This is a genomic window from Armatimonadia bacterium, assembly GCA_039679385.1.
Taxonomy (GTDB): Bacteria; Armatimonadota; Zipacnadia; order Zipacnadales; family JABUFB01; genus JAJFTQ01.
Genome location: JBDKVB010000050.1, coordinates 83,814 through 105,894, shown reverse-complemented (window position 1 = coordinate 105,894; position 22,081 = coordinate 83,814). Strand labels below are relative to the sequence as shown.

Sequence of the window (22,081 nt, the reverse complement as noted above, 5' to 3'; positions counted from 1 at the left end):
GGCTGTCTTCGTCACTTCACTCTGGCAAGGATCGCTCGATCAGGACTGTGGAATCCGGCAGCGCCACAGCGTCGGACCGGCCCCGAAGTACAAAGTCCCGTCCTGCGTAACCAGGAACCCCTGCGCCTTCTCAAGCGCCGGGTGGTGACCGACGACGCGCACCGTGTTGTCCGTCGGATCGAGGGCGAACAGCGCATCATCGCCGATCCCGTAGATGAGGCCCTTCGGGCCAACCGGGTAGTCGCTCAGCTCGGGGAATCGTCGGCGCTGCACAGGCAGGTCGCCGGTAGTGACTACCTGCCGCTTCACTGGGTCGAACACGTAGTACTTCCCGCTGCCGAGACCGTAGAGAAGGCCGTTGTTCGCGCGGATTGCCCTCCCGTAGACACGCTCGCCGGGCAGTGCCTCGCCCTTCCACACGATGGATTCCGTCGCCGGGTTCCACAGAAACACGCAGGCCTTGGTCTCCACGGGGATCGCGCTGCTCCCACCGCCGACGCTGGTGCAGCAGAAAAGCTCACCGGTCTCCGGCACGGCGGTCAGGTAGGTCGGGCTGAGGTTGGGGGCGAGGTCCGGCCACGTCTTCAGCGTCAGGTCCTTCGGGTTCAGCCGCACCAGCGCACCGCCGAGTCTGCCCTTGGCCGGGGTCGTGCCGAAGTACAGGTTGCCGTCGGGACCGAGTTCCCACTGGACCGGCCGCTCCTGGCCGGCGATGCTGCCGGTGATGTGCCGCGGATTCTTGCCGGCCTCGATCGGCTGGTCTGGGTCATACACATCGAGCTTGCAGCCCATGTAGCTGGCCATGAACAGGCCCTCAGGCAGGCTGATCGTATCGTAGATCTGGATCGCACCGGGGCACAGCTCGCCGAGGTTGCTCAGCTTGCCCGTCGCCATGTCGCAGGAGTACACCAGGCCCGGGAACACCGCGCCGCCATAGAGCACACCCTTGCGTTCGCAGCCCACGCTGTAGATGCCGATGAGCCGGGGCTTGTGGTTGGTCTGCACGGTCCGGACCTCGCCGCTAGCTGCGTTCTTCATCACCAGGCGGCCGTCGTCATCGAGGCCAAGGACGGTGAAGTCGCCTGCGAGACGGGTCTCGGTCGCCGCACGTCCGGGCGTCTCCGTCAAGACCTCGATGCCCTGGGGAGTAACCCGGAACTTGGTGTTCCCCGAGGCGCCATAGACCTGGCCGTCAGCAGCCGTCCAGACCTGTGGACTCCCCTGCGCTTCGGTCATCTCCGTGGGCAGAAGCTGCTTCTTGGCGCCGGTGGCGGGATCGACCCACCACAACTCGCGATGGTGGAGGCCGATGCCGCAGTACACCTGGTTGTCGGCGCTGACGGCTGCGCTGATGATGTAGCGCTCCTTCTCGTCGTCGGAGATCCGGCCGAGGTTGCGCACCTTGCCTGTCCGAGTGTCGCAGGCCACGAGGTAGGTGCGCGGGTAGGAGCCGACGTAGACCGTGCCATCCGAGCCCTGGGCGAGGCTGGTGCCCATCCAGTACGAAGCCGGAGAGGCCGGGACGCCCAGATCGGTCAGCTTGCCGCCGGCCACGTCGAGGCGCAGGAAGTGGGCTGGATTCCCCGCGTAGAGGTACAGGGCGCCGTCAGCACCCAGGGTCATCAGGACATGTGACTTGCCGTAGCCCAGCAGGTCGTACCAGGCTGTCTCGCCGTTGTCCGTGCGGACGCTCAACACGCCCATCCTGTCCGACGACTCGTAACCGAACCAGGAGATGTGGTAGCCTGCAGGATGCGGCGTCACCAGACTCACGCCCAGGGCGCCGATCTTGACCGGCTCGCCCAGCGGCTCACAGGGTAGATGCCCGGCAGGAGTCTCTGCCGCGAAAGCCTGGCATGCCAACCCGAGTACAACCAGTACCCCAGTAGCGACCATCGTCTGCCTCCAAGGGCCCCACCTTCAGGAATCCGGAGGGCCAGAACAAGTAGTCGGTATCCCTTCCCCCACGACCTGGGAGGGACCTGCCGGGCAGGTTGTCACTGACTTTGAGTGGAAGAACCCATCATGTCTTTCGCACAGATCATCGGCCACGAGCGGCCGATTGCCGTTCTCAAACGCGCGATTCTCTCCGAGCGCATCGCCCCGGCATACCTGTTTGTCGGGCCGCCGAACGTGGGCAAGTCCCGCGTCGCCCACGAGTTCGCCAAGGCCGTCAACTGCACCGGGCATGGTCCATCACTCTTTGGTGACGAAGCCGAGGGCGACCCCGCCAGTGCCTGCGATCAGTGCGACTCCTGTCGGCGCATCGACCGCGACAGCCATCCCGATGTGCACCTGGTGCGTCCGCAGGCGAAGGTGCAGGCCGCCGGCGACGAGGAAGCCAAGGACATGGTGATCGAGGGCGCCATGATCACCACCGAGCAGATCGGCGACCTCATCAGCCAGGCGAACCTCAAGGCCTCTCAGGCGCGACGCAAGATCTTCATCGTGTGCTCGGCGGAGTCCATGAACCCGGCCTCGGCCAACCGCCTGCTCAAAACCCTCGAGGAGCCGCCGGGCGACACCACCCTCGTCCTGACTACGCAGAACCTGTCCAGACTGCTGCCCACCATCATCTCGCGGTGTCAGTCGCTGACTTTCCGTCCAGCGCCGCTGAGTCAGGCAGAAGAGGGAATCCGCACGCTGTGCCCGGAGACCGATCCAGTAGTGCTGCGGTCGGTGGTCGCCCTCTCGGGCGGACGAATCGGCTGGGCCCTGCGCCTTCTGGAGCACCCGCAGGTGCTTGAGCTCCGGGGCAAGCTCCTCGACCTGGCCGCCTCGCTGGCCGGACGCGACTGGTTCGAGGGCATGGCAGTCACCGAGAAGCTCCTCGAAGCTGCCGAGGACTGGTGGCTTGCCACCGAGAGCGACGACTTCGCCGAGAAGGCCCTCAAGGCCAGCCGGGACCGCATCCTTCGCACCAAGACGAACGAGATCCTCGACATCCTGCTCTCGTGGTTCCGCGATCTGGCCCTTCTCACCGCCGGCGGAGAGCAGCGCCTGGTCGTCAACGCCGACCGACTCGACCAACTCGCTGCCCTCGCTGAGGGTCGGCAGGCCTCCAAGTGTCGCCGCGCCTGTGAGGACATCGAGCACTCGCGCCGTCAGTTGCGCGGCAACGCCAACCTGCGTCTGGCGGTCGAGGTCCTATCCTTCCGCCTCATTGGCGACCTGCGTTAGCCTTCGCCGTCTGCCTCTCCTCCTCCGCAAACAGAACGGGGGCAAGACCTCTTCGGCCCTGCCCCCGTAAGGGTTCTGCGCGGAGCTTCAACTACTGCAGGCGCACCTTCACCGTCTCGCCGTGCATCGGCAGCCCCTCGGCTTCAGACAGCGTCAGCACCGCATGGGACAGGTACTCCAGGCCCTGCTTCGACAGGAGCTGGAAGGTCGGCTTCTTGATGAAGTCGTCGGTGGACAGACCGCTGAACATCTTGGCGCACTGTCCCGTGGGCAGGACGTGGTTCGTTCCCGAAGCGTAGTCACCCACGGGCACCGGCGCATACGGCCCCAGGAAGATCGACCCGGCGTGCTTGATCCGCGGAAGCACCAGCATCGGATCGCGGGTCACGACCTCCAGGTGCTCCGCCGCATAGTCGTTGGTGAAGGCAATCGCCTCGTCCAAGGTGCTCGTCACCAGAATCGCCGAGTTGTTCTCCAGCGCCGGGGCAAGAATCTCGCGGCGCGGAATCGTCGGGAACCTCTGGTCGATCTCGCGGGAAACAGCCTCTGCCAGCTCTGCGCAGGGCGTGACCAGCACCGCAGCGGCGTCCTGGTCGTGCTCCACCTGCGAGAAGAAGTCCATCGCTACCCAGGCCGGGTTGGCGCTGTCGTCAGCAAGGATCAGGATCTCGCTCGGGCCCGCAGGCGAGTCAATTGCCACCTGCCCGAAGACGGCCATCTTGGCCGCCGTCACGTACTTGTTCCCCGGTCCTACGATCTTGTTGACCCGCGGCACCGTCGCGGTCCCGTAGGCCATGCTTGCGACAGCCCAGGGGCCGCCGATCTTGAAGACCTCGTCGCACCCGGCGATGTCCGCGGCGACAAGGGAAGTCGCGTTGGCCACCATACCCGTGTCGGGTGGTGTGCACGCGACGATATGCTCGACCCCGGCCACCTTCGCGGGTGTGATGGTCATCAACACGCTGGAGGGGTAGCTGGCCTGACGGCCCGGGATGTAGCAGCCCGCGCTATCCATTGGCCGGCTGACGCGACCGGCCAGGATCCCCGGTGCGATCTCCACCGACCACATGTCCCGCTCCAACTGCGCCCGGTGGAACTTCTCGATGTTGGCCGCCACGAACTTGAGCTGCGCCACCACCTCCTCGCCCACCACCTTGTAGGCTGCAGCGGTCTCCTCCGGCGTCACCTTCAGGTCGGCAGGGCTGATGTCGTCCTTCAGCTTCCGGTAGTGCTCCAAAGCGACCGTGTCGCCACGCTTTCTGATGTCGTCGCAGATCGTGCGGACGCCCTCGTAGATGTCGCCGATGTCCTCCATGGACCGGCTCATGATCGCCTCGCGGCGCTCGGCCGTGAGGTCTGCCAACTGCTCAACCTTGACGATGGACATGACTGCCTCCTCTGACAGCGTGGCAAGGGTCCTTCTCTGAGATCAGGCTGCGGGTCGCTACTCCCGGACACCGGCGTCGTGTAGCTTCAGGATCGCCCGCGCTACCATCCACCGGTACACGTCGAACTCCTCCGGCGCCCACAGGTCATCGTACTTGTACTTCTCCTGCACCCGTAGGGCATCCCACACGGAGCGCAGTTCTTTCTCCGCGGCATCAGCCTCGGCCTGCTTGCCCTGAGCCCGCGCCTTGTCGATCAGTGTCTGCAGAGTATACACGTACCGGTAGTCGTCATAGCCCTCGCGGTAGGCCTCCCACATCGCCACAGGGATCGGCGTCCCGTTCGGCTCGCTGCGGTTGAAGAAGTCCATGGTTGAGCCGTCCAGATAGTTGAAGGGGTCGCCGGTGCTCGACTGGTAGATCCACGGGATGAGCGTTCTGAAGCCCGAGCGCCAGAACCCAAACCCGTAGGTCATGCGCGCTCCGGCAACCGGTGTGTGGTCATTCTCACCGTTCACGTGGTTGGGGTAGCACCAGTACTCCACCTTGCGGGCAGCGGTGTCCTTCAGCAAGGTCTCACGGTCCGGCGCGAAGGGCTGGGTGCACCAGACGTCAACATAGGGCTTCATCGGCTGGAAGGCCTCGGCCGTCGGGTCTGCCGTCACATAGGTCCGGACGCCCGCCGACTGAACGGCCTTCAGCAGCTCCGTCATGAACTTGACGGCCTCGGGCGACTGGCCGGGCTCGTCGATCGGGTAGTACAGGAACTCCGGCCAGCCGTTCTTCTTGCGCTCCGACTCGACGAAGGCCGTCATGTTGCGCATCTCGGTGAAGAACTCCGGCGGCGGCATCTTGAGCCCGCGCAGGTGCCCGCCGAAGCTCTCCTTCGTGTACTTGTTGTATACGGCACCGGTGCTGATGCCCACCACGAAGGGCGGCGTGAAGTTGAACTTGCGGGCCATCTCGATCTTGGCCGAGAGCGCCGTCCAGTTGGCCGTGAACTTGCCCTCGGCGTCCGCCGCGCCGCACGAGGCGCTCATCACTACATTGCGGGTGCCGTGGGCCACCATGTCGGCGTGCTCCAACTCGGACTTGTGCCAGAAGTAGTCCTTCGACACCTCGTCTGTCGCCCTGGCCCACTGGTCCAGCGGGTCGTAGTAGTAGATGCCGTGGATCTTGGAGGGGTCTTCCTGAAGCTTGATGTCGAGAACCCGCAGTGTCACCGGTACTGTGACCTTGTTCGGCTGCCCCGGGACCGCCTCTGCGGTGAACTCGATACTCCCCTCGTAGATGCCGGGCTTCGCATCCTCCGGAACCTGCACCGTCAGCCAGAACCGGTGGCTCTCGTTGGCTGGAAGGGAGAGAGCGTCGAAGCGCTCCAACACATCAGGCACGATTCGGTAGCGGTACATCGTGGTGTAGTTCGGCCGTGCTCGCATGTACCGGACATGGCGCACGTCGATCGTGTTCGCCTCGATGGGGCCGAGGTCTCGCGGAGTAACCCGCACCCCGGTGAGCGCCGAGAGGGTACGCACCTCGAAGGTCAGCGGCTCATACTCGCCGGGAGTGGCGAACACCCGGATCTCTGGTCGGCGCTCGAACCCGTAAGGGTTCGTGGTCGGGTACACGCACTCCAGGTAGGGTTTGTGGTAGATCACGAAGCCCCGGAACAGGTCGGTGCGGGTGACGGCCCTTGGGTCCCAGGAGGCCGTCGGCGGCGGTGGGTCCTTCTCCCACTTGGCCATCTCCTCCGGTGGCAGCCCGTACATCTGCTCCTCCAGAGGCTTCAGGAACCCGGCCACCTTCTCATCCTCCGCGGCGTTCCAGACCATGATCGCGTTCAGCGCCCACTTACTGCGCGGGTCGAGGGTGATCTGCAGGGGCTTGCCGTCGGTCGTCGCCGACAGTCGCAGGTTGCGGAACTGGTAGCTGCCCTCGAACTGCACGCGAGTCTTCTGGCCGCCCACTGTGACGTCGAAGTCGAAGTACTGCGCCGGCATGCCGTAGCTGATGCCGCACAGCACGTACAGCCGCCACTCACCGGCCGGCACGTCCACCTGGAAGGTGCGCGCTGCATCGCCGACGAGGCAGTCCTCGGTGAGAGCGTTGGTGTACATCCGGGGCGGATCGACGGTACCCCGGCCGGGATTGGGCACCGCGTCCTTGAAGACCTGGACATAGGGCTTCATGTTGCCCGCCGCGGTCCAGCCATAGCCCTTCTCCGCAGTGTAGGCGGCCTTGTCGGTGACTCGGGTGAAGCCCTCCATGAGCCCCGACTGGTCGGTGCCGAAGTCGTACTGGTACGTCGCAGCCTGACCCGCCAGGGGCACTGTCAGCAGGATGGCAAACAGCAGATAAGGCATCTACGGTCCCCTCCAAGCCTCAATACAGGCACGGAATGGTTGAGCGCTGATCCGGTTGCGGCAGTCCCAACTGCGGTCATCTCGCCCAGGGCGAAGTAACCACCTTCAGTGACCCTTCCTGACCCGGCCCGCCAGCCAGCTTGACCGTGACCTTGTAGGTGCCCTCGGCCAGGTCCACGAGTTGCAGGTTGGCCAGCAGTGAGTTCAGGCCGGCCGAGACCTTCTCACGCGACTCGGTGACGACTTGGTCGCCGGAGGTCACCGTAACCAGGGCGTCCGCCGTCTTGCCTGCGGGGATGCCAAGCGCCCGGAAACCGACACGCAGCACCGGGAGGTCAGTGTAAGCGACGGACGGTCTCACCGTGAGCTGACTCACCACTGGTGTCGCATGGCGCACGAGGCACAGATCGCGGATGGTGAAGGTCACCACGTCATGGTCGCGATAGTTGGACTCGCTCAGCGAGACGCCCAGCCGCGTGACTTCCTGCGGATTCTCGATGTTCCACACAGGGATCTCGAAGTCGACCCACTGGCCCTTCTTGAGTTCCGAGAGGTTGCGGACGTACTGGTGGCCCTTGTCCGGCGCGTAGATGAGGAGCGACAGCGGGTTCGAGGGCAGCGTCTCGCGGGAGGTCTCCGTGTAGACGGAGAACCGAAGATAGTCGTAGTCGCCCCAGGTGCGTTGCCAGGGCTGCTTGAGCGAGTAGTAGGCTCGCGGCCACCCGACGGGATAGGCCTTCTCACCGGCGTTGTAGTCCACCTCGACGTGGAACCGCAGAGCGGACACCCCACTGAGACCGGGTGCGGCCGCCTGGGTCATGGTCGCTTCCGCTGGTTCCCAGTTGCCGGCGTCCTGGGCGGACACAACGGTCAGGCTCTCCATGTCGCCCATGGTCATCGGCTGTTGAGCCAGGGCAAGAGAGGCTGCGGTGAGGGCCAAGCAGATCATGCTCATCGTGCGCACGTCGATCAACCCTTTCGAGAGGCTGTGGCATCACATCGACCCGAGCGACACCCCGAAGGCACGGAAGCTCTCATCGTCCGGCAGACCTGCGTTGGAGGTGCTGCAGGCCTTCAGGGCTCCGCCGGTGGCTCCGGGGGAGAGGATTCGGGCGCTTGCTCCGACTCGGCGTCGCTCTTCTGGTCTTCAGCCGTCTTGGGCGCTTCCTTGCCGTAGATCAGGGCAGCTCGGCCTCCGCTGTGGGCAACCTTCTCGTCGACGGTCTGCTCAGGGGCAGCCTTGGGCGTGGTCAGCTTCATCACCGCCAACCACACTCCCACAAACACGAGGCCGCCCACGACGGCCATCATCACGAAGCTGGGCCAGTCACGGTCATCACTCTCGGGGCTCTTCGACACCAGAAACAGCACTGCCCAGAGCCCCACAAGCGGGAGCCACAGGAGCAGCCGCCTCTGAGTGCGGTTCAGACCTCGGTGGTATGGTCTCTGATCGTTGTCAGACACGGGCTCTCCTCCTAACTGCTACGAGCAATTCGCGGAGCAGGCCTGTCGAACCTGCCGGGTAACAAAGCGGGCTTCGATCGGTATAGGCCCGCTTTCGGGAACCCCGCACGGGGTACCATGACCTAACAAGACGGTAGTACATACTTTCATGTTTTGCCCAGGGGCGTACCCCTGGCGGAAGGAACGCTCGATGAGAACGCGACGATTGGTCTGGATCAGCATGGCCCTCCTGGCACTCGCGGTGACCGCCGTAAGCGTCTGTGCCGAACCGGGGAAGGCAAATGGCCCGACCGGCAAGCCGGTCTTTGGTGCACGTGACAACCACTCGACCGGCACCGAGACGGCCGGTCGTGGCTATGGCTTCTACAACCTGAACGAGGGGATCCGGATCAGGGTCACCTCTGAGTCCAGGACGCTGTGGAACAGGCTTGGTGCGCTCATGCTCCGCTACCACCAGAAGACCTGGGAGCTGTGGACGCTGCAGGATGCGGAGAGGCCGAACGCTAAGGCCATCGAGATCAAGAGGGCCGAGTTGCTCGACCTCCAGCAGCAGATGGACACGGTTCGTGGTGGGCTGAGCCAGTACCGGGTTGCCGGCCAGGGCCTGCAGCAGGGCCACGGACAGAACAAGGATCGCCACGAGGGCGCTGAGGGGCAGCCAGGCCCCCAGGAGCGGGATGGCAACCACAGTCCCCTTGGTCACCGTGACTAGCGACTTCCACTCATGCTCCATGCCCCGCTGAGCAGAGAACCCAAACCGAAGGCAGCCCCTTTCCCGGGGCTGCCTTCGCTGCTATCTGACTGCCCTGAGGACGCCTCAGACCCACTGCACACCGAAGCACACGGCACTTCCGGCGAGCAGGAACAGCCGGATCAGCGTGCCGCCCTCAGTCGCCTCGGCTTGCCACGGGTCCACTTGGCCGGCACCCAGATCCCACTGCGTCACTTCGCCCTTCACCGGCAGCAGTACCGTGCCTTCGTAGTTGTCCTCGCCCTCATTGACGATCAGGAACAGGTCGCCGGTCTCCGTCGCCCTGCGGGTCGCCGTCACCTGCGTAGAGGGCGGGTCCAGGGTCAGGCAGGCCCACCACGAGGCATCAGCGACGACCGCTTCGGGAGCCCCCTCGAGGACCGTTACTCCTGCCTGTATAGCCTGTGTGACGAATCCCTCCACGGCGTCGCTCAGCTCGCCCCGGGGCAAGACGAGGCAGCGGAAGTGGCGGCCTGCAAGAACGAGACCTCCGTCCCTGAGCTCGGCAGCCGCCAGTGCGGTGTCGTCAACCACCTCGAAGTCGACCTTGGCCCGGAACAGCGAGTCCGTCAGCTCGCGGAAGGCCAGCCCCAGCTTGCCGGCCTCGCCTGCCTCCTCCTCTGCCAGACCGTTGCCCAGCGAGGGCGGCACCTCAGGGGTGGTAACGGCCCGCACCGAGTCAATTGGGTAGTACACGGCGACCTCGCCCACCGGTTGCGTGTTCTCCAGCAGCCACGTCCAGCGCGTCAGATAGCGCATCAGGGCAGGGATGTAGGGCCAATGCGGGCCCTGGAAGAACAGTGAGGGCGGGCACTCGTTGTAGCGGAACCCCTCGACCGAATAGTAGAACGCATGGGGCACCAGCCGCGTGACGCCTCGAACGCTCTGCCAGTCGGCCAGTCGTCGCATCTCCTCCGGGGACAGGCCCCAGCCCGAGGCCCCGTAGGTCTCGCTGATCACCTGGGTCTTGCCGCGAGTGTGGGCCGCTGAGGCCGCGAGCTTGGGAAGGAAGCTGTCGGGCATGCGATGCCATCCGCCTGCAGGACCGATGATGTCGATCCCCGGCACCTCCAGCCCGTCCATGGCGCTGAAGAAGTCGGCGTTGTACCGCACGTGGTCGACCAGGTACTCCTCGTTGTTCACATGGCCCACTGACTTCAGGCCGTGTGCCCGGCACCACTCGCGCAGAGGCCCGTAGTACCGCTCGCAGATGAGCTGGCTGACCACACGGTAGAAGTCGACGCGGACAAGCTCACTCCCGCCGCAATCCTCGAACAGCGCCGGCAGGTAGTCCAGGAGGCTGTAGCCTACACGCCGCTCAAACTCCGCGGGCAGGTCGTCGGTCCAGGGGACCGTCCCCGGCGCGCAGTTGTGGAAGTGGTTGTAGAAGCCCGGCTCATCGGTGAAGACCGCCGTTACCGTCGTGCCCAGGTGGTCGCCGAGGGCCTCGGCATAGCGCTCGTGGGTCGTCTCCAGGAAGGTCTGCGTGGCCTTGAGGTCCATCAGGTCCGTATACCAACCCTCGCTATAGGCCGGATGCCACGGAGTCAGTTGTCGCACGAAGCTCTGACCGCCGACGGTGGCGACGTGAACACCCTCGCAGGGCTCGGAGCCAACCCTTGCCAGACACTTGGCCTGCCCCTCCGGGTAGCGCTTGAGCACTTCACCACCTGCATAGCCCGACGGCCAGTTGTCCTCGTCATACAGCCAGGTCTTCATCTGCAGTTCGGAGCACTGGTCGACGCACACCCGGATGGCGTCGAACCACTCCTGCGACAGGTACTCCACAGCTCTCCCGGCGCGGGCATGAAGCACCACCGTGCCGATGCCGATGGACCGCATGAGCCGCAGTTGGCGGCGCAGCTCCGAGGGTTCCAGGTCTCCGTTCAGGAACCAGAAGGGGATGGGTGAGTAGTCAAGCGGCGGTTCGGCAAACTGTCGTGCCAGGTCGGCCAGCGAACCCATGATAGGGAGCAACTCCTTCACGATGTCTGTGCTGCACAGGGCCTGTCGTACCCCCAAAGAGGCTACCTCCAGCCCTGCAAGACTACCTTCTCCCGGGCTCTCTCAGCCTCCTCCGAACTGCCGAAAGAAGGTGCGCGGGCGACAAGAGGGAATTGGCCCACAATGCCCTTTGCCCAGGTGATCTGTGCGCACGTCTAGTGACGGTCAGTACGACTTGGCCGTGATCGGCGCCGGCAGTGGCGGGATTGCCGCTGCGCTGGCCGCCTCGCGCCTTGGCCTCTCGGTGCTGCTCATCGAGGCGGCCGACGTCATCGGTGGCACGATGGTCCGTGCCGGGATCAACGTGTGGGAGATGGGCGCCGGCACGACCGGCATCCCCTTCGATCTGTACAAGCGCCTCAAGCGTCTTCCCGGCGGCGTTGGCATCTACAGCTTCGGCAGGCATCAGTCCTGGCCCACGGAGAAGGGCAAGGTACCCTTTCCCGGTGGCGAGCTGGTGCCCGATCCCGCTCTGCACTACCGCGACACCCTCCAGCGCCATGTGCCTCCCGGACAGGTAGCCAACGAGGCCTACTGTCGCGCGGTCTGGCACGGTGTTATCACCGACCCCGACCAGTACCTGCGGGCCGTCCATGAGTTGCTTGCACAGACCGGCCAGTGCACCCTCCTCACCAGCGCCCCCTGCGTGGGAGTGGACTGTGACGCGGACTCGCTCCGATCGGTCCGTCTTGCTGATGGTTCCGTTATTAGGGCCCGGTCCTTCATCGATGCGACCGGCGATGCCGTGGTCTGCGCCGCCGCCGGGTGCGAGATGATGGGCGGCCAGGAGCCGCGTTCGCGCTTCGGCGAACCCGGCGCTCCCGAGCAGTCTACCGACCGCATCAACGGCGTTACTTTGGTTTACAGGGTGACACCTGCTGTCACCTCGCTAGTGGAATCGCTTCCACCAGAAGTGCCCCAAAAGTGCTGGTGGCGACCTTCTCTCCCCTCGGTGAGTGCAGCCCGTCTCCCGAGCGGTGACTACATGATGAACATGCTGCCGACTCTGGAGGGGCGCGAGTACCTCGACCTGGGGCCTGCAGCCGCCTATGCGGAGGCTCGACGCCGGGTGCTGTGTCACTGGCATTTCGTGCAGACCAACTGGCCCGAGTTCCGCAGCTACCGTCTCTCCTGGATTGCCCCGGCGCTGGGCGTGCGAGAGTCCCAACGAGTGGTCACCGAGTATGTCCTCACGCAGCTTGACCTCATGGCCGGCCTGAGCGGACAGAGCCACACGGACGTCATCGCGATCGCCGACCACGCCATGGACCGTCACGGGCAGGGAGCAGCACTCGGCGAGGTAAGGCAGCCCTACGGCATACCCTACCGGTGCCTGATCCCGCGTGGAATGTGCAACCTTCTCGTCGCCTGCCGGGCAGCCGGTTTCAGTGCCCTGGCCGCCTCCAGTTGCCGGCTGACTCGTACCATGATGGAGCTCGGCCAAGCCGCAGGCACCGCTGCAGCCCTTGCCGACCGCCTCGGAGTGAGCCTGGACCAGGTGCCGCCCGACAGCCTCCGCAGTGCGCTCCGCGAGCAGCACGTGCAGTTGGAGTGGCCGACGCCTCCGGAACTGACTGCCTACCTGGCGCAGGAAGATGCGTGAGCAAGCAGGTTGCCACGCCCGGTGCGGTGAAATCATGCAGGGCGCAGGCACAGGCTGAGTGTCATGAACAGCGTGTGTGTGAGAGACACCGTAACCTGACCCGGAGCCAGGTGAGATTCCATGACTGACCTGAAACAGTACGCCCACGAGCTGGTCGACCAGACCATGGCGATTGACGTGCACAGCCACCAGGGAACGCGGGGAGTATGGCAGGCAGCGGACCTGTGGACCTTGCTCTCCTACCACTGGCTGGCTACCGATATCCGGTGCGCCGGTTGCCCGCGAGAGGTCTTCTTCGACAAGGACATCGAGCCGAAAGACCGGGTGGCGCAGGCCGTGCCCTTCCTTAAGTGGACGCGAAACACGGTCAACCACTGGTGTTTCATGAACATGGCCCGTGACCTGTACGGGTTCCAGCACCCTTACCTGGACGAGTCGAACTGGGAGTGGCTGTGGGATGCGGTGGCCGAGAGGGTCGGGGATCCGCAGTGGGAGGACCGTGTGCTTGACCTGGCGCGCGTTGAGATGGCCTCGGCAGACTACCACGTTCCGGCCCGGTTGCCACAGCGGTACTTCATGTATGACTACGGGGAGTCGCTCTTCTGTCCGGCTCTCAGTGCCCGGGCGGGTCACTGCCTTGGACGCATCTCCAAGGAGGCAGATTCGGCCCACGCGGTGTGCGAGGCCATCACCGCCGAGGTGAACTCGCTGGCGTCTGAGCACCAACTGCGGGCCCTGCACGTCTGGGCTCCGATCACCTGGACCTACAGCCACATTGAGGAGGGGCGTGCCAACGCCCTCATCCACAAGGCCTGCGCCGGCGCCCATATGGACGCTTCCGAGCGAGACCAGCTAGCCTCCTTCACGGCCGACTGCACCGCAAGGGCCTGCGGGGAACTGGGAATCGTCATCCAGCTCTTCTTCGGTTCCATGACCATGGAAGACGGCGGCCCGCAGGTGAGCATGTACCGTCCCGAGTGGCTCCGGGCCCTGGTTCCCTTCTTCTCTGAGCACCGGAATACGAACTTCGACGTGTTCATGGCGACGCGCGTCATGAGCCATGAGGCGGCTGTGCTGGCCCGCAACTATCCGAACCTGTGGCTCTCGGGGGCCTGGTGGCAGGGCTTCACGCCGAGCACCCTGTCCGAGTTCTTCCGCGACCGTCTCGAGATGCTTCCCATGAACAAGTGGAACGCCTTCTACTCCGACGCTTACTGTGTCGAGTGGATCTATGGGAAGGTAACGCTGTCGCGCAACCGCTTGGCCAATTCACTCGCTGAGATTGTCGACGAAGGCCTCATCCAGCGCGACATGATGGGCGACCTGGCGCGGGCGGTCCTGTACGAGAACCCTCGGCGGCTCTATCTGGGCATCGAGGGTTAGCTGCATGGCCACAACTGTCACGCCCGTGGTATCGTGGGCGTGAGCGGGCAGGGAGAGCAAGCGGGCGCTGCGGCGCTGCTGGTCCTTCCTGCCCGACGTACACTCCGGGGGGAGGACCACCTTGGGAACGTATGACTTGGTCGTAATCGGGTGTGGGGACGCCTCACTCATACACCTGGACGCCTGCTTGAAGCATGAGAGCCGCGTCCGGGTCATCGCTGCCTGTGACCCAGACGCCCAGCGGCTGCAGCAGTTCTGTGAGAAGTACCACATCGGCAAGTCCTTCGTCAGCGTCGATGACCTGCTGACCAAGTGCAGCTTCGATGTCGCCATCGTCTGCACGCCTACGCCGCTGCGCTTCGAGATCATCAAGCGGCTTGCGGAGTCCGAGAAGCATATCCTCGTCGAGAATCCCCTGGCCGACGGTCTCGCTGAGGCACGCAAGATCGTCGAAGTCTGTCAAGCCGCCGGGGTCGGCCTGGCCGTCAACCATAACTACCGGTACCATTACGGCTTTGAGTTAGCCAAGAGCATCGTTGCCGAAGGGACCATCGGTGCGGTCCTCGGGGCCGTCCACCAGGACCTGACCTTCCGCCAGGACAACGGCTGGATGGCCCGGAGCAACCGTCATGCGCTGGCCATCATGGGCGTACACTGGCTGGACGGCTTCCGCTGGTTCCTGGGCAAGGAGGCCGAGGCTGTCGTCTGCGCCCTGCGTAGCTCGCCGGCCATCCAGTGCGCGGGCGAGACGGAAGCCTTTGTCCACCTTCGCTTCCCCGAGCGAATCGCCGTCTCCTACGTCCAGAGCTTCTCCTCGCCCATGGCGCGGACCGAGACGCTGATCGAGGGGGAGACGGCCATGCTGGGGATCGACCACCACGGCGTCATGCTCTTCGAGGCCGGTAACCGCCAGACTCCTCTGAAGCAGTGGGTCAACCCCTTCGGCGGCGACGGCAAGGGCGAGGCTACCTTCCGCTGTCTGGGCGGCCTCCTCGATGCCCTTGAGGATGGCGTCGAGCCACCTACCTCGGGCCGCGACAGCCTCTACACCGTCGCGCTACTTGAGGCCTGCTACCGCTCAGCCGCAACCGGCGGGGTCATTGACCTGAAGAAGGGCATGCTCTAGCCCGGGGTCGCCCTGATCCGGAATCAACACTACAGCAAAGCGAGAGGGCCGTGCGGGACCCCTGAGAGGAGGTCGGCACGGCCCTTCTTGCTGTCTGCTTGCAGTCGCCGGTTCCGCCAGCCGCGCGGCTAGAAGTCGTTGCGCACCTTCTGCGGCTGCCCGGTCGCCACGGACTCGATGACGGCCCAGCAGGTGGCGATGGTCTTCGCGCCGTCAACTCCGTCGATCAGCGGCGTCTTGTCTTCGACGATGCAGTCCACGAAGTGCGACAGCTCGCTGGCAATCGCCTTCGCCATGGTCGGTTTCGGATAGCTAAGCCACTTGCTGTAGCCGGTCTGACGGAGGGCGAGTTGGGCGGTATCGTGCGTGTTGTCGCCGGCGATGCTGCCCTTGGTTCCCCAGACTTCGCACTCGATGTTGTATGGATGGGCGCAGCCTGAGGAGTTCATGATCCGCCCGATGGCACCGTTCGTGAACTTCACATTGGCGATGATGTGGTCTTCCCACTTCTGCTGCGGGATGTTGAAGTGGTTCCCGTAGGCGTGAACCTCCTCGATGTCGCCGCCGAGCCAGCGGGCCAGATCGACGGCATGGCAGGCTCCGCCCACGAAGGGATGACGCTTCTCCGGGTCATAGCGCCAGCCGTCATAGCCGGGAATGACCTCGTAGTTGTGGAGGTAGCTGGTCTCAATGTAGTAGGGCTTGCCCAGCGTTCCGTCTTCCGACCAGCGCTTGACCTGGGCGAAGAAGTCGTAGAAGCGGCAGACGTGGGCGACCATCAGCTTCAGGTTCTTCTCACGTGCCTTGTTGACCATCGCTTCGCACTCGGCCACGTTCAGCGCCATGGGCTTCTCGATCAGGACATGCTTGCCGGCTTCCAGCGCCGCGAGCGTCTGGGGAAGGTGCAGGTAGTCCGGCGTGGTGATGGAGACCACGTTCACATCGTCGCGCTCCAGAACCTCCTCGAACCGCGTGGTTGCGAAGGGGACCTGGTACTCCCGCTGCGTGCGCTCGGTGAGTTCTTCGTCCAGGTCGCACACCGCGATAAGGTCGGCGTTCTTGAGTGACCGCGCGTTCTGGAAGTGCGAGTAGCCCATGCGCAGGCCGATGATGGCAATTCCCAGCTTGTCCATGCGGCAGTTCATCCTTTCACGGGGTTCTGCAGTTGGTAGCGCCCCCTCGGGAGAGGGCACAGTAACGCCTGCCGCTGAAGAGCCTAAGCCCCATGCAGGCAGGCGCGAGGATCTTGAGACTGGTGGCCAAACGCGCTCCTCTTCAGCGCGTTTCACGGTGTGCGAGAACGAGCGTGCGGCGCTCGCGTGAGGAGATGATCTCGTCGGTCTTGGCCTTCGCCTTGACCTGCCAGACCAGCTCCTCGTCCTCCTCGGCCTTCTCCAGGGGTATGGCAAAGCTCCACCGCGAGGGTCCTGTCTTCTCGCCTACGATGGCGCCCCCGGATTCCAGGTAGGTATAGGACAGCGACGGCACCGCACCCGGAGCGAGCTCCGGCAAACTGACGGCGACCTTGGCCGGACCCGCGTCGACTGCCACACGGGTCGGAGCCAGCCAGTCGACGAAGCGCAACTGGCCGTGCTCCTCGAGGATCGTGACTTCCTCCCAGTCATCGCCGGGGTACAGGAAGCAGACCTGCTCAGTCTTGCGGTAGTAGTAGCCTCGCTTCTCTCCCTCGGCGACTTGTTCCTCCGTGAGCTCCTTGAGCGACTTGCCGTCCACGCTCACTTCTGCAGGCGGGCCGACCTCGAACCGGAGCAGCGTGCGCACGGGCAACTGACGACCGTGAGCGCGGAAGACGATCTCCTCGGCCCGACGACGGCAGTTCAGGAGGGCCTCACCGGTGCCCCAGCGCCACAGGTAGGAACTCTGACCATGACCGAAGGGTGGCAGGATCTCCAGGGCCTTCCGGTGGCTCTCGCTCATATCGGCACCCAGGAGCAGGTCAGGGCTCAACTTCATTGGGACGATGGCACCCTCGCGCAGGTAGAGCGGCAGATGGGTAAGGGGAGCCTGAGCTTCGGCGTGGGTCGGACCGTGGTACTCGCTTCCGTCGATCAAGTCCATCCAGCCGCCCGCGGGAAGGTAGATGCTGCGTTGGCCCTTTGGCGTACAGACCGGAGCCACCAGCAGACTGTCGCCCAGAACGAACTCGTCATCAACGGCCATGGCCTCCCCATCGGCAGGAGAGACCCAGGCCAGAGAGCGTGCCACGGGAGCACCGGTCAGCGCAGACTCCAGCGCGACCGAATACAGGTGCGGGGAGAAGCTCTCGCGCATCCAGCTCCAGGACTGCGCGGTCGTCTCGGTCTCGCTATCCCAGTCCCAGGGCTCCTGCCCGCCGGCACCTTGCATGACCATCAGGGGGCTCAGCGCCTCCGCCTCGACGGCACGAAGGTAGAGCTCCGTCGATGGCCGCTTCCCGGTCTCCTCGGCCGCCGGGATCGCGCACCCGCAGTAGGCGCTGCCACTGTGACCCAGCGAGAGGATCGTCCGCAGGTTGGCCCGTAGTCCCGACCAGCCGGCCTGCGGAGCATCGGCGATCACCACGCTTCCCGGTGTCGGCGAGCCTCCCTTCCCGGTTAGCCCGAGGACGGTGTCTGAGCCCGCCGAAGCGCGGAAGCGTGCCCAGGGGAAAGCAGCGTAGGCCTGTGCCTGACCGTTGAGCGCCGGCCCCAGTCCGGGCTCCAGGGCACACACCCCAAGGAGCCCGTCCACTCCGGCCTCTGCGAGGGGCTCATACAGGCGCGGGAGCTGTCGGTCACACTCTTCGCGGGTTGCCGACCGGCGGGTACCGTCGGCCTCCCTGACAGCGAAGAGGGCTGCAGAGCCCTCCGGTGCCGTCTGGAGAGGCAGGAAGGCACGCCGATCCGCCAACAGCACCCGTGCACCCTCCTCATGCAAGCCCTGAACCATTGATCGCAGGTCGGGGAATCCCGCTGCAGTGACGGCGTCGCCGACCCCTTCCCAGCCCCGCACAGGAACCACGGGAGCAGGCCACCCGAGAGCCTTCCAGCGTCGCAGACTCTGCTCCACCACGGACTGAGTGTGCTGGCCGTTCGGTGCGAACCAGACTCCGAAGACCCACTCGGGTGGACAGGTCACCGGGCCTCGACTGGTGTGGTAGTGCTGCATCTGCTCGGCGACGGTTGCTCCGGTCACGAGGGTCAGCGCCAATCGCCCAGCTTCCGACCTTGCCACGACCTGCGCTGGCTCGCCGGTGACTCCCAGACTGCCCTGGGCGGTCACCTCGACTGCGAGGCCGTATCCCGCCGAGCTGAACAGCACCGGTGCCGGGAAGGCGGCCGAACCACCGGGGCGACGCTCCACGCCCTCGGCAGTCCACAGGACTGTCTTGCCGCGCTGGTTGAGGCCTGAGGGATCGTCGCCGAGACCCCGGAACCACTCACCGGCAGCGACCGGCACAGTGCAGCGCAGGGACTGGCCCTGGTAGCTGAAGGTCAAGGGCGGTAGGCCGGGCAGCTCGACTACGCCCGTCTTGACGGTGGCCTTCGTCGCAGTGCCGGTCCTTCGTCCCTCCGGGCCAAGGGTGAGCACATAGACGCCCTCGGCAGACTGCACGAGGCTAACCTGCATCTCACCCGCAGGCGATGTCCAGACCCAGTGGCAGTCGTCCCGCTGGGTTGAGGCGGTCCAGGTCTCCCAGGCGCCCTCCGCACAGCAGGCTGTCAGGATGAGGGAACCAAGGGCGAGGCTTAGCAGCGGAAGAGCCCACCATGTCGAGGTCCGGCGGGCGAGGTTCTGCCGACGAGGTTGAGTTACCCGGCGCTGGTTGCAGATGCTCAGTGTGGTCATAGCGCGCAATCCTTCTCCGCACACTCGGGGCGAACCTGCCACAGGGGAACAACCTGTGGATAGCGAATAGGGCCTCGTTGCGACCGCGACACGAGCGTGGGCCCGAGACGCTCACTCACCTTCGGGAGGAACCGACCTGTGCCACTGCAGATCAGGCCGCTGAATTGGCGCCGACACTCCGAGGACGTGCTGGAGTTCCAGCGCGAGATCTACGAGACCAACTTCCCCGGGTTCATCGCAACCGCCCAGTTCCTGCGCGACTACTCCAACGAACTGCGCCGCGCGATGAACAACCCGACGGAGGGGCTCTACGTACTCGAGGAGGAGGGCAGAGCGTGCGGCTTTCTGTGGGTATCCTTGATTGGCACGATGGTGGACCCGTGCATTGGGTATATTCGGAATATCTACGTAGCCCCTTCTCTGCGCGGTCAGGGGCACGGGCGAGAGCTCTTGGTTTTCGCGGAGAACTGGTGCACATCGCGCGGGGTGCTGCGAATCGCTCTGGACGCAAGCTGCTGCAATAAGCACGCCGTGCAGCTATATGAGCGGACGGGCTACGCGGCAGTACGGCTGAGGATGGAGAAGCGCCTGGGGGTTTCCGAGGAGCACAAGGAGCCGGGCGATCAGTAAGGCTGGGCCGTAACGTCTGGAGGTGCAAGGATTGGCAACGGATCGCACTTCGGGCGGCCTGGGCCGCACCGATGATGAACTGGCAATGGTCAAGATGATGATCGAGCGCCAGGACTATGCGGGCGCGCGACGTCTTGCCCGCCGGTTGCTCAATGACCGGCCGAGCAATGCGGCCGTCCGGGCAGTCCTGGGCGATCTTTCCGCAGCCCAGGGGCAGTGGACCGAGGCGGTCGACTGGTACGAGCAGGCGCTGGAGATGGAGTTCGACGCAACCATGATGGAGAAGCTCGCGGCAGCGCGGGCTCGTGCCATCGAGACAGGAACAGGTCCGGAGAGCGGACCTGAGATTCCGCTTGTCGTGTCGCGCCCCACTGTCTCTGCGACGACCTCTCGTGAGCGTCGGCAGCGTGGGATGCTGCTCTTGATGGGCGGCATCGTTCTTGCCGGGGCGCTCTTCTACTTGCTTGCCGTGGCTTTCGGTCCGCGCCCTCAGGGCGGAGTGGAGCCTGCACCCGTCGGCGTCGCTCAGCCTGCTGCAGCCTCTACGACAGCGCCGAAATCGGTCGCACCAAAGGCGGGGCTGGCGCCGGCCAGTGAGCCCCGTGCCGGGACCGCTCCTGCGCCGGGCGGGCTAGGTACACCACCTGCGGTGCGGTACACCGGCCGTCCTCAGTCGGCAACCGGCGCCAAGACGCCCTCAGAGAACCTGCCGGCCGCCACGATCCTGACTACCGAGGAACACCGCGTCCTGGCACGGATGTACATGGAGCGCTGGCGTGATGGAAGCCCGCTGACCCGGAAGGCCTCACTCTCGATCGACACCTACTCCGGCGTGGGCATCATGACCCTGCGCCCGCCGGCCTCGAGTAGTGTGGCGGAGCTAGAGCAGGATGTGCTGCGCAGTGCCTTCCGCGCCGCTCTGCGCACGATGAGAACTGAGAGCGCCATGAGGACCCTCGTCATACGGTGTGCCAGTCCCGTGTCGGCAGATAGCGAGGGCGACGAGGATGTCGTCTTCTTCCGTGCCACCGCCACTCGTGAACGTCTCCAGCCGTGGCTGACCTCAAACACTCGCACCGAGCCCACCGCCGACGAGATTCGGGCCGGAGTCCTCGCCGACCTGTGGTGGGACCGCAACACCATGCGCCGCTACTTGCAGTCGGGGTCGGCGCCTCGGTCCGGAGGTCGCGAGTCCACTTCGACGACTCCGGCACGTCCGGCGCCGATCACAGTGCCTCCGCGCTAGAGCCGCACAGACTCGCAGTAGCGATCAAGGCCGGCCCTTCCTGGGGAACAGCTCCAGAGGGCCGGCCGTGTCGTGCCTGTATGGTGCGTTCCTCGAGGTAGCGCCTCGGCTCGTGCTCCGGAACAAGATACGGTCCAGGGTCTGTTTGCTTTTGGTAGGGGAAGGTCCTGCCGATAGGGCAAGGAATATGCACCCACCGGCCATGCACGCATGGCCAACGACCGAAGAGGAGGCTCCGCTGTGAAAAAGGCCCTTTACTACGGGTTCGTGTGCCCGAAGCTCCCGCATCGTGAGCGCATGCAACTGGCCGCCGATGCCGGCCTGGACGGCATTGAGATCGGCCAGGTAGAGACACAGGCTGAGACCGAAGAGATCGCCGCTGCGGCTGCCGACGCAGGTCTGGAAGTCCATAGTGTGATGTGCGGCACCCACTGGCGTTTGCCTCTATCGAGCACAGACGAGGCTGTCCGAGAGCAGGGCGTCGAGGGCGTTAAGCAGGCGCTGCATGTGGCGAAGTGGTCCGGCGCTGACACCGTCCTGGTAGTCCCCGGTATTGTGACCGAGGATATCTCCTACGCCGCCGCCTATGAGCTGAGCAAGAAGAGCATCCGCGAGATCCTGCCGACCGCCGAGCAGCTAGGGGTCAACATCGCGCTCGAGAACGTGTGGAACAAGTTCCTGCTCAGCCCGATTGAGTTCCGCGACTTCATCGACAGCTTCGGCAGTGACCTGGTCAAGGCTTACTTCGACGTGGGCAACATCCTCCTGTTCGGCTATCCGCACCAGTGGATCGACATCCTCGGTGAGCGGATCGTCAAGATCCACGTCAAGGACTTCAACACCGACAACCGCCAGTTCGTCAGCCTCCTGACAGGCAGCGTTGACTACCCGCGGGTCATGAACGCGCTGCGTGGCGTGGGCTACAACGGCTACATCACCGCTGAAGTCTCAGCCTATCGCCAGTTCCCCGAGCAGTTCGTCTTTGACACCGCCCGCCAGTTGCACTACATCATCTCCAGCGCCCAGGTTCAGCGCTGACCGCCGAGCTGGTGCTGGTGCCTGCACAAAACAGACAGCCCCGGCTGTGCCGAGCCGGGGCTGTCTCACTTTGACCCTTC

The 22,081-nt window shown here is 64.9% G+C and carries 16 protein-coding genes; 8 read left to right on the top strand and 8 right to left on the bottom strand.

From position 1 onward, the window contains the following. Positions 1 to 39 precede the first annotated feature (39 nt). The gene (locus tag ABFE16_05175; GenBank protein ID MEN6344676.1) at positions 40 to 1,896 is read right to left on the bottom strand and encodes a hypothetical protein; all 1,857 of its coding nucleotides are present in this window, start codon (positions 1,894 to 1,896) and stop codon (positions 40 to 42) included. 129 nt (positions 1,897 to 2,025) lie between these two features. Here ABFE16_05175 and ABFE16_05170 point away from each other — a divergent pair, with 129 nt between their 5' ends. Further along, positions 2,026 to 3,180: a DNA polymerase III subunit delta' C-terminal domain-containing protein gene (locus ABFE16_05170; GenBank protein MEN6344675.1), complete on the top strand. Its 1,155-nt coding sequence runs from the start codon at positions 2,026 to 2,028 to the stop codon at positions 3,178 to 3,180. A 91-nt stretch (positions 3,181 to 3,271) separates the two neighbouring features. Here the strand turns inward: ABFE16_05170 and hisD are convergent, their stop codons facing one another. The 4 genes from hisD to ABFE16_05150 form a co-directional block, all read right to left on the bottom strand. After that, positions 3,272 to 4,567, bottom strand: a complete 1,296-nt coding sequence (hisD, locus tag ABFE16_05165) for a histidinol dehydrogenase (GenBank protein MEN6344674.1) — start codon at positions 4,565 to 4,567, stop codon at positions 3,272 to 3,274. 57 nt (positions 4,568 to 4,624) lie between these two features. Further along, on the bottom strand, positions 4,625 to 6,928 hold the full coding sequence (locus tag ABFE16_05160) for a hypothetical protein (protein MEN6344673.1): 2,304 nt from the start codon (positions 6,926 to 6,928) through the stop codon (positions 4,625 to 4,627). Positions 6,929 to 7,004: 76 nt separating this feature from the next. Then, positions 7,005 to 7,883, bottom strand: a complete 879-nt coding sequence (locus ABFE16_05155; GenBank protein ID MEN6344672.1) for a hypothetical protein — start codon at positions 7,881 to 7,883, stop codon at positions 7,005 to 7,007. Positions 7,884 to 8,002: 119 nt separating this feature from the next. Then, entirely contained in the window at positions 8,003 to 8,392 is a 390-nt protein-coding gene (locus ABFE16_05150) for a hypothetical protein (protein ID MEN6344671.1), read from the bottom strand. Between the two features lie 190 nt (positions 8,393 to 8,582). On the opposite strand from ABFE16_05150, the gene ABFE16_05145 reads away from it, so the two are divergent. After that, positions 8,583 to 9,104 carry a hypothetical protein gene (locus ABFE16_05145; GenBank protein MEN6344670.1) on the top strand — a complete coding sequence of 174 codons (522 nt, stop codon included), beginning with the start codon at positions 8,583 to 8,585 and terminating at the stop codon, positions 9,102 to 9,104. Positions 9,105 to 9,209: 105 nt separating this feature from the next. Here ABFE16_05145 and ABFE16_05140 read toward each other — a convergent pair whose 3' ends face one another. Further along, the gene (locus ABFE16_05140) at positions 9,210 to 11,165 is read right to left on the bottom strand and encodes a glycosyl hydrolase (GenBank protein ID MEN6344669.1); all 1,956 of its coding nucleotides are present in this window, start codon (positions 11,163 to 11,165) and stop codon (positions 9,210 to 9,212) included. 127 nt (positions 11,166 to 11,292) lie between these two features. Between ABFE16_05140 and ABFE16_05135 the strand changes: the two genes are divergently transcribed. The 3 genes from ABFE16_05135 (at position 11,293) to ABFE16_05125 (ending at position 15,259) form a co-directional block, all read left to right on the top strand. Continuing rightward, complete coding sequence (locus ABFE16_05135; protein MEN6344668.1) at positions 11,293 to 12,750, top strand: FAD-dependent oxidoreductase; 1,458 nt, start codon at positions 11,293 to 11,295, stop codon at positions 12,748 to 12,750. A gap of 120 nt (positions 12,751 to 12,870) precedes the next feature. Beyond that, positions 12,871 to 14,133: a hypothetical protein gene (locus ABFE16_05130; protein MEN6344667.1), complete on the top strand. Its 1,263-nt coding sequence runs from the start codon at positions 12,871 to 12,873 to the stop codon at positions 14,131 to 14,133. Positions 14,134 to 14,254: 121 nt separating this feature from the next. Beyond that, positions 14,255 to 15,259 (top strand): Gfo/Idh/MocA family oxidoreductase, encoded by a 1,005-nt coding sequence (locus tag ABFE16_05125; GenBank protein ID MEN6344666.1) that lies wholly within the window; start codon positions 14,255 to 14,257, stop codon positions 15,257 to 15,259. A gap of 128 nt (positions 15,260 to 15,387) precedes the next feature. On the opposite strand, the gene ABFE16_05120 is transcribed toward ABFE16_05125, so the two are convergent. Together ABFE16_05120 and ABFE16_05115 are read right to left on the bottom strand one after the other, a co-directional pair. Beyond that, positions 15,388 to 16,392 (bottom strand): Gfo/Idh/MocA family oxidoreductase, encoded by a 1,005-nt coding sequence (locus ABFE16_05120; GenBank protein MEN6344665.1) that lies wholly within the window; start codon positions 16,390 to 16,392, stop codon positions 15,388 to 15,390. Positions 16,393 to 16,534: 142 nt separating this feature from the next. Then, positions 16,535 to 19,087 (bottom strand): TIM-barrel domain-containing protein, encoded by a 2,553-nt coding sequence (locus ABFE16_05115; GenBank protein MEN6344664.1) that lies wholly within the window; start codon positions 19,085 to 19,087, stop codon positions 16,535 to 16,537. Positions 19,088 to 19,225: 138 nt separating this feature from the next. Between ABFE16_05115 and ABFE16_05110 the strand changes: the two genes are divergently transcribed. The 3 genes from ABFE16_05110 to ABFE16_05100 all read left to right on the top strand — a co-directional run bounded on the left by ABFE16_05110 (position 19,226) and on the right by ABFE16_05100 (position 22,001). Next, a complete protein-coding gene (locus ABFE16_05110; GenBank protein MEN6344663.1) occupies positions 19,226 to 19,717 on the top strand; it encodes a GNAT family N-acetyltransferase in 492 nt (163 codons plus the stop codon). 31 nt (positions 19,718 to 19,748) lie between these two features. Continuing rightward, positions 19,749 to 20,963, top strand: a complete 1,215-nt coding sequence (locus tag ABFE16_05105; GenBank protein ID MEN6344662.1) for a tetratricopeptide repeat protein — start codon at positions 19,749 to 19,751, stop codon at positions 20,961 to 20,963. 240 nt (positions 20,964 to 21,203) lie between these two features. Then, a complete protein-coding gene (locus ABFE16_05100) occupies positions 21,204 to 22,001 on the top strand; it encodes a sugar phosphate isomerase/epimerase family protein (protein ID MEN6344661.1) in 798 nt (265 codons plus the stop codon). Positions 22,002 to 22,081: the final 80 nt, after the last annotated feature.